The 7321-nt window shown below is 72.9% G+C and carries 9 protein-coding genes; 2 read left to right on the forward strand and 7 right to left on the reverse strand.

The window, feature by feature from the left end:
* From GT354_RS17575 to GT354_RS17590, 4 genes are all read right to left on the reverse strand, one after another.
* A partial coding sequence (locus tag GT354_RS17575; protein ID WP_161357250.1) for an FAD-dependent oxidoreductase occupies positions 1-582 on the reverse strand: 582 nt, incomplete at its 3' end.
* Positions 579-854: a (2Fe-2S)-binding protein gene (locus GT354_RS17580; protein WP_161357251.1), complete on the reverse strand. Its 276-nt coding sequence runs from the start codon at positions 852-854 to the stop codon at positions 579-581. The genes GT354_RS17580 and GT354_RS17575, both read right to left, overlap by 4 nt.
* Positions 851-1996: an FAD-binding oxidoreductase gene (locus GT354_RS17585; protein ID WP_161357252.1), complete on the reverse strand. Its 1146-nt coding sequence runs from the start codon at positions 1994-1996 to the stop codon at positions 851-853. Before GT354_RS17585 ends, GT354_RS17580 begins: the two co-directional genes overlap by 4 nt.
* Positions 1997-2098: 102 nt before the next feature.
* A complete protein-coding gene (locus tag GT354_RS17590) occupies positions 2099-3049 on the reverse strand; it encodes a glycerophosphodiester phosphodiesterase family protein (RefSeq protein ID WP_202511996.1) in 951 nt (316 codons plus the stop codon).
* A gap of 145 nt (positions 3050-3194) precedes the next feature.
* Between GT354_RS17590 and GT354_RS17595 the strand changes: the two genes are divergently transcribed.
* Positions 3195-3410, forward strand: a complete 216-nt coding sequence (locus GT354_RS17595) for a hypothetical protein (RefSeq protein WP_161357254.1) — start codon at positions 3195-3197, stop codon at positions 3408-3410.
* 204 nt (positions 3411-3614) lie between these two features.
* On the opposite strand, the gene GT354_RS17600 is transcribed toward GT354_RS17595, so the two are convergent.
* Positions 3615-4394: an SDR family oxidoreductase gene (locus GT354_RS17600; protein WP_161357255.1), complete on the reverse strand. Its 780-nt coding sequence runs from the start codon at positions 4392-4394 to the stop codon at positions 3615-3617.
* A gap of 133 nt (positions 4395-4527) precedes the next feature.
* Here GT354_RS17600 and GT354_RS17605 point away from each other — a divergent pair, with 133 nt between their 5' ends.
* Positions 4528-5790: a TetR/AcrR family transcriptional regulator gene (locus tag GT354_RS17605; protein WP_161357256.1), complete on the forward strand. Its 1263-nt coding sequence runs from the start codon at positions 4528-4530 to the stop codon at positions 5788-5790.
* On the opposite strand, the gene GT354_RS17610 is transcribed toward GT354_RS17605, so the two are convergent.
* Positions 5774-6235: a molybdenum cofactor biosynthesis protein MoaE gene (locus GT354_RS17610; RefSeq protein WP_161357257.1), complete on the reverse strand. Its 462-nt coding sequence runs from the start codon at positions 6233-6235 to the stop codon at positions 5774-5776. The genes GT354_RS17605 and GT354_RS17610 overlap by 17 nt on opposite strands.
* Positions 6236-6239: 4 nt before the next feature.
* Positions 6240-7241, reverse strand: a complete 1002-nt coding sequence (gene moaA, locus GT354_RS17615) for a GTP 3',8-cyclase MoaA (RefSeq protein WP_161357258.1) — start codon at positions 7239-7241, stop codon at positions 6240-6242.
* Positions 7242-7321: the final 80 nt, after the last annotated feature.

The following is a 7321-nucleotide window of genomic DNA, read 5'->3' on the forward strand; positions in this document are numbered from 1 at the left end:
GGGCCCGCGCGGCGCGAGCGCGACGGCGCGCGCGGTCGCGGGGGCGGCCTCCAGGACGGCGACCACCCGCACGCCGGCCTCGGCCAGGGCCACGGCGACGGGGAGCAGGAACGGGCCGGTCCCGGCGACGACGGCGCGGCGGCCGGGGGCGACGCCGTTCCCCTTGAGCAGGGCCTGCGCGCCGCCGGCGGTGAACACGCCCGGCAGATCCCAACCGGGGAAGGGGAGTTGCCGGTCGTAGGCGCCGGTGGCCAGGAGCAGCTTGCGGCCGCGCACGGTCACCGGTCGGGTGCCGCGGTCACCGACCAGGGTGTGTGCCACGAAGTGGTCGTCGGCGCGTTCCACCGCCCACACCCGGTGGTTCGCCAGGAAATCGACGCTGCCCAGGCGGCGCAGCGGCGGCCAGTTCGGCGGCTCGCCCGCGCGATGGCGGTGGTACTGGCCGCCCGCCCGGGAGTTCGCGTCGAGCACGGCCACGCGCAGGCCGAAGCGGGCGGCGGTGACGGCGGCGGTGAGCCCGGCGGGGCCGGCGCCGAGCACGACGAGATCGTGCGGGCGGGCCGACTCACGTGCCCCGCTCACGACGTCGTCACCTCGTCGCCGGCCCGGGCCACGACCAGGCACGCCCGCAGCGACGTCGTGCCGTCGACCGTGACCAGGCAGTCGAAGCACACGCCGATCCCGCAGAACAGGCCGCGGGGCCGACCGGCGAATCGAGTCGTGCGCCACGACCGCAATCCGGCTGCGATCATAGCGGCGCCGATCGTCTGGCCGGGTTCGACCGGTATCGGCCGGCCGTCCACGGTGATGTCGAAGGGGCCGTGGGCGTTCGGGATGGGGTGTTCACCCGTCATGCGGGCACCTCCGCGAAGCGGGTCGGGTCGAACGGGGTGGGGTCGAACTCCGGGGCGTCCCCGGTCAGGGCCTGCGCGATCAGCAGGCCCGTCGCGGGCGCCAGACCGACGCCCGCGCCCTCGTGGCCGCACGCGTGCAACAGGCCGGGTGCGCGCGGATCGGGCCCCAGAACCGGGAGATGGTCGGGGCAGTACGGGCGAAAGCCCTGATAGGCGCGGATGATCGAGGCATCGGCCAGGATCGGGAACAACTCGATCGCCTGCGCGGCGAGCCGGCGCAGCACCGGGACCGGGAACGACCGCTCGAAGCCGACCCGTTCGCGGCTCGCGCCGATCAGGATCGGGCCCGACGGCGTTCCCTCGACCACCGCCGAGGAGGCGAGCCGCGCGTCGTCGCTCGCGACGTCGGCGGAGTAGGCCGCGGCGTACACCTTGTGCCGGACCAGCGCCGGCAGCGGCTCGGTGACCAGGACGAACCCGCGCCGCGGCAGGATCGGCAGCGGCACCCGGGCGAGCGCGGCCACCTCGCCCGCCCACGTGCCGGCCGCGTTGACCACCGCGCCGGCGGTGAGGTCGCCGTGCGTGGTGCGCACGCCGACCACCCGGTCGGCGCGGCCGCGCAGGAATCCGGTCACGGTCACACCGGTGCGCACCCGCGCCCCGGTGCGCAGGAGCGCGGCGGCGGCCAGGGCCGGTTGCACCTGGGCGTCCTGCGGATAGTACGTACCACCTGCGAGACCTCGGGCCAAGTGTGGCTCGTAGGCGTGCAGTTCGTCGGGGCCGACGACGTGGGCGGTGACCCCGCAGGTGCGCTGCGCGGCGGCGGTGGCGGTCGCCGTGACCGCCTCCGCCGCGCCGCGCGCGACGATCAGACCGCCCTTGGCCTCGTACTCGAAGTCGTGGCGCTCCAGGGCAAGTTCACTCCACAGGCGCAACGAGAGCAGAGCCAGGGTCAGTTCGGGGCCCGGGTCCTTGTCCGACACGAGGAGGTTTCCCTCACCCGCGCCGGTGGTCCCGCCCGCGACCGGGCCCCGGTCGAGGACGGTGACCGACAGCCCGGCCCGCACCGCGAAGTGGGCACACGCGGCGCCCACGACGCCGGCGCCGATGACAACGACATCACTGGAACGGAGTTCGCTCACCGCTGTAAAATGTCACATTGCCCTTGCGGGGTAAAGGGTTTCACGGACCCCGACTGCCGAGCGGGCTCGATGGGCACGCCCGAGACGCTGCCTCGACCGGCCTCAGCGCGTCCGCGCGGCCTCCCAGCGCACGAGTTCGCCGACTCGATTGGTGATGATCCCGTCGACTCCCGCCGCGTCCAGGGTCGCCCACTGCTCCGGGTCGTCCACGGTCCACACCATGACGGCCACGCCGACCGCGTGCAGTCGGGCGACCAGCTTCGGCCGGTTGACGAACTCCCCGAACGAGGGGTTGTAGGAGGTCAACCGCAGTTCCTCGGCGAGCGCGATCGGATCGGCGCCACCGGGGACGCTGAGCAGGCCGAGCGGAAGTTCCGGCGCGAGCTCGCGGGTGATCCGCAGCGATTGGGCGTCGAAGCTCTGCACGAACACCCGATCGTCCATGCCGCTCGTTCTGACCTCGTCGACGATCCGGGCGATCTGCTCGCGGCTTTGCCGGTCCTTGATCTCCAGCAGCAAACGGCCGCCCCGGGTGCGCAGATCGAGCAACTGGTCGCGCAGAGTGGGCACCCGCGTGCCGGCGAACCCCGGGGCGAACCGCGCCCCGGCGTCCAGGGTCGCGAGTTGATCGGTGGTCAGTTCGGTGATCCGGCCGGTTCCGTTCGTGGTCCGGTCGACGGTGGCGTCGTGCATGATGTGCGGCACCCCGTCCCGGCTGGGCTGCACGTCGTTCTCGATCCACGTGGCACCGCCCTGACGGGCCGCCTCGTCCGAGGGCAGCGTGTTCTCCGGCGCCAGGGTCGGGGCGCCGCGGTGCGCGAAGACCGCGAACGGGGCGCCCGGGGCTCGGATGTATCCGTTGCCGATCGTGGCACCGACGGTCGGCGCGGCGGTGGCCTGGGGAGTGTGGGTGGTGGCGGCCGTGGACGAGGTGGACGTGTCGACGTCGCACGACACGCCGCCGAGCACGACGCCGGCGCACGCGACACAGCCGGCGACCCACCGGACTGCGCGCTGGTGACGGAGTGGACGCGGGGAAAGAGCAGGGGGCATCAGGGCATCGTAGAAGCCCGCAGGCCCTCCCCGTGGGCACCCGCGATCACAGTGGGTAATTGTCGAAATGCGTGTGGTCACGATCGATGTGAGAGTGGTTGGTGACCGCTCTCCAGGTCGCTGATTCTTCCTTGGAGGAAATCCCATGCCCAGTCAGAAGCCGAAGCCGCACCTGCACAACAAGAACTCGCTGTTCGTCGAAGCCGAGCGTGCCAACTCCGCCCCGGCACCGGCAGCCGAGTCCACGGCCACCCTGGAGCCCGAGGCGCAGAACCAGCGCCGCGACGGCAAGCGCGCCGGAAAGAGCACAGGCAAGAGCGCAGGCAAGGGCAGCCGCCCGAAGGGGCGTTCGCGCACCTGACGAAGTCCCGGGCGCCGGTGCCGGCACCGGCGCCCACGGCGGATTCGTCCGAACACCCGGCGGATGCCCGGAAGGGGCGTGACGACCACACCGCCCCGCCCGGTTCGCGCCCCAAGGCCCTGTCGACCACCCGTCGACAGGGCCTTCGGGCGTGTGCGGCCACAGCCGCGCCGCGGCCGCTCGATGCGGGTTCACCACGTCGGGTCAGGTGCGCTTGGGTCCGTGGGTTCGGCCCATGCGGGTGGACAGCGTGCCGAACAGGCCGCGTGGGGTGATCCTGGCGAGTGCGACCACCGCCTTGTAGCGCAGGTCCGGAACGCTGACCGTCTTGCCGACCGCGAGGTCGCGCACGGCCGCCGCGACCAGTCGATCGGCGTCCAACCACATCCAGTCCGGGATGGCGGCCGTGTCCATGCGGGCGCGTCGGTGAAACTCGGTACGCACGAATCCGGGGCACAATGCCATCAACCGCACGCCGCTGCCGACGAGTTCACGGGCGGCGCCCTCGGTGAAGCTGACCACCCACGCCTTGCTCGCGCCGTACGTACCGCGCGGCAGGAACGCCGCGACCGAGGCGACGTTGACGATCCAGCCGCGGCCACGCTCGCGCATCGCCTCACTCGCGGCGGTGGTCAGCCGCAGTACCGCCTCACAGTGCACCTTGAGCATCTGCAGTTCGTCGTCGATCGAGGCGTCCAGAAAACGGCCGCGGTTGCCGAACCCCGCGTTGTTGATCAGTACGTCCACGGGCGCGGACCGGTCGGCGAGGCGGGCCTCCACGGCGGCGATGCCCTCGTCGAGGGAGAGATCGGCGGCCAGCACCTCGACCCGCACGCCGTGCTCGTCGCGCAGATCGCGCGCACACTCCTCCAGCCGTTTCTCGTCCCGGGCCACGAGGACGAGCGCGTGCCCTTCGAGTGCCAACCGCCGCGCGAACGCGGCTCCGATGCCCGCGGTCGCACCTGTGATCAGTGAGGTCGTCATGCGGCCAGCGTAGTAAGCGCGCGGCCGCTCCTCGGCCGTTGTCGCGTGGCGTTCGACGGGTGTCGCCGGCTGCCACAATGGCGCTGGGGCCGAGCCGCGGCAGGCCGGCCCGACACGCGAAGGGGCGGGCGCGATGGCGGCGGTGCGCAAGGTGGGCGGGGTGGTCCCGCCGCCTCGGGGGACCCGGCCGCGGAATCGGCGCGAACTGATCCTGGCCGCGGCGGCCGACCTGTTCTACCGCCGCGGTTACGCCGACGTGGCCATGAGCGACATCGCCGAGGCGGTCGGCATGGGCCCGTCCGCGCTGTACCGCCACTTCAAGAGCAAGCAGCAACTGCTCATGCACGTGGTCCTCGCGGGGGTGGCCTCGGTGCGCGAAGCGCTCGCCCGCAGCGGGGTCGACGATCCGGAGACGGTGCTGAACGCGGTGGTCGCGGTGACGTTGGAGCACCGCGAAGTGGGTGTGCTCTGGCAGCGCGAGGGTCGACTGCTGCCGGCGGAGGAACGGACCGCGGTTCGCCGCGAGGTGCGCGCGGTCACCGCAGTGGTGACCGGCCTGATCCGTGCCGGCCGACCCGAACTCGACTCCGCCCAGTCGGAGTTGCTCGCGTGGTGCGGCCTCGGTGTGCTGCTCAGCCCGTCCTTCCACCAGGTCGAACTGCCGCGCCAGGAGTACGTGCGGCTGCTGGTGCGGCTCGGCCAGGCGACGCTGACCGCGTCGCCCGCGGCGGTGGCTCCGTTCGCGAACCGGTCGCCCACCGCGGCCGGGATCGTGCTGGGCTCGCGGCGGGAGGCCCTGTTGGCCGCCGCGGCCCGGATGTTCGCCGCGCACGGCTACGCGGGAGTGGCCATCGAGGACATCGGCGCGGCGGCCGGGATCGCCGGGCCGAGCGTGTACAACCACTTCGACAGCAAGGCCGAATTGCTGTCGGCTGCGGTCACCCGCGGGATCGAATGGCTCCTGCTGGACATGACCCGCGCGCTGGCGGGGACGCAGGACCACGAGGTCGCGCTGCGGGTGTTGCTGAGGTCCTACATCCGCTTCGCGGCGGAGCACCACGACTTGGTGTGTCTGCTCCTCACCGAGGTTTCACACCTGCCGGAATCGGCCCGACACCGGGCCCGGCAGGCGCAGTTGGAGTACGTCGCGGAGTGGACCCGGCTGCTGTGCGCGCTGCGCCCGGAGTACGGCGCGGCGGAAGGGCGAATCCGGGTGCAGGCGGCGCTGACCGCGATCAACGACGTCGCGCGCACTCGGCATCTGCGGGATACGACGGGCGTCGCCGAGACGTTGGAGAGCGTGGGCTGGGCGGTCATGGGGTTGGCCGCGGGGGTGGGCGCGGCCGCGGGTTCCGGGCCGGGTTCGGCTGCCGGTTCGGTCAGTGGGTGCAATTGACCCAGTCCCGGTCGCCGTCGGTGTAGGTCTGGTGCTTCCAGATCGGGACCTGGTGTTTGATGCGCTCCACGAGTTCTCGGCACGCGTCGAACGCCGGTGCGCGATGGGCGGTCGCGACGGCCACGGCGATGGCGGCGTCGCCGACGACCAGGTCGCCCACGCGGTGGAGCGCGGCCACGGCCAGGATGTCGGGAACCTCGGCGGCCAGGCGTTCGGCGATCTCGCGGATGCGGGTCTCGGCGAGGGGATGCGCGGAGTACGACAGCGCGCTCACGCCGCGGCCGGCGTCGTGGTCGCGGACGGTTCCCACGAACACGGCGGTGCCGCCGGCGGCGGGGTGGCCGACGGCGGTGAGCACCTCGTCCGCGCTCAGCGCGGCGGTGCGTACGGCGGCCAGGCGGACGGTGGCCGCGGTGCCGGCGGTGGGGGGCACGGTGGTGGACATCGGGTCAGCCTCCGATCGCGGACATCGGCCGGTCCGGTCGGACGAACCCGGGTGTGCCGATGCCGTGGCCGGCGCCCTTGCCGAGCAGTGCGGTTCGCCATGCGGCGGCAATCCGCTCGTCGTCGGCGCCCGAGCGCAGCAGGGCGCGCAGATCGGACTCGTCCGTCGCGAACAGGCACGTGCGCAATTGCCCGTCGGCGGTGAGCCGGACCCGGTCGCACGCCCCACAGAACGGGCGGGTGACGCTCGCGATCACGCCCACCTTGGCGGCGGTGCCGTCGACGTACCACTCCTCGGCGGGTACGGACGAACCCTCGCGGGCCACCGGAGTCAGGGTGAAGCGGGCCGCGAGGCGGGTCAGTACCTCGTCGGCGGTCACCATCAGGGCGCGATCCCACGCACCCTGCGCGTCGAGCGGCATCTGCTCGATGAAGCGCAGTCGATACCCGCGTTCGATCGCCCACTCGGTCATCGGCACGATCTCGTCGTCGTTGACGCCGCGGACCGGGACCGCGTTGACCTTGACCGGTGCGAGCCCGGCCGCCCGGGCCGCGCGAAGCCCCGCGAACACGTCCTCGATCCGGTTTCGGCGGGTCAACAGCGCGAAGCGCTCCGGGCGGAGCGTGTCGAGGCTGACGTTGACCCGGCGCAGGCCTGCCGCGCGCAGTGCAAGGGCGAGCGGGGCGAGCCGGATCCCGTTCGTGGTCAAGGACAGTTCCGGCGCGCCGTCGAGGCCGGCCAAGTCCGCGATGAGTGCGGGCAGGTCGGGGCGCAGCAGCGGTTCGCCGCCGGTCAGTCGCACGCTCGTGATGCCCAGGTGGTGCACCGCGACGCGGACCAGGCGGGTGGTCTCGGCGCGGGAGAGCAGGTCGGCGGCGGGCAGCCACGGCAGGCCCTCCGCGGGCATGCAGTACGTGCAGCGCAGGTTGCACCGGTCGGTCAGGGACACACGCAGATCGGTGTGCACCCGACCGAACCGGTCGGTCAGCGGGGTGGGCTGGGGCATTCCGTCAGTAGAGCCGGACACCCGGTGCCCGGTCCACGGGCGAAACGTACGAGCGCGGTGGGGGCGCGGCGGGGGGCTCT

The sequence above is a fragment of the Streptomyces sp. SID3343 genome (assembly GCF_009865215.1).
Classification (GTDB): Bacteria; Actinomycetota; Actinomycetes; order Streptomycetales; family Streptomycetaceae; genus Embleya.

What these genes read in the sequence shown, in the direction of transcription:
- GT354_RS17580 (WP_161357251.1), bottom strand. Translation starts at nt 854, where the DNA reads ATGACGGGTGAACACCCCATCCCGAACGCCCACGGCCCCTTCGACATC.
- GT354_RS17590 (WP_202511996.1), bottom strand. Translation starts at nt 3,049, where the DNA reads ATGCCCCCTGCTCTTTCCCCGCGTCCACTCCGTCACCAGCGCGCAGTC.
- GT354_RS17595 (WP_161357254.1), top strand. Translation starts at nt 3,195, where the DNA reads ATGCCCAGTCAGAAGCCGAAGCCGCACCTGCACAACAAGAACTCGCTG.
- GT354_RS17600 (WP_161357255.1), bottom strand. Translation starts at nt 4,394, where the DNA reads ATGACGACCTCACTGATCACAGGTGCGACCGCGGGCATCGGAGCCGCG.
- GT354_RS17605 (WP_161357256.1), top strand. Translation starts at nt 4,528, where the DNA reads ATGGCGGCGGTGCGCAAGGTGGGCGGGGTGGTCCCGCCGCCTCGGGGG.
- GT354_RS17610 (WP_161357257.1), bottom strand. Translation starts at nt 6,235, where the DNA reads ATGTCCACCACCGTGCCCCCCACCGCCGGCACCGCGGCCACCGTCCGC.
- moaA (WP_161357258.1), bottom strand. Translation starts at nt 7,241, where the DNA reads ATGCCCCAGCCCACCCCGCTGACCGACCGGTTCGGTCGGGTGCACACC.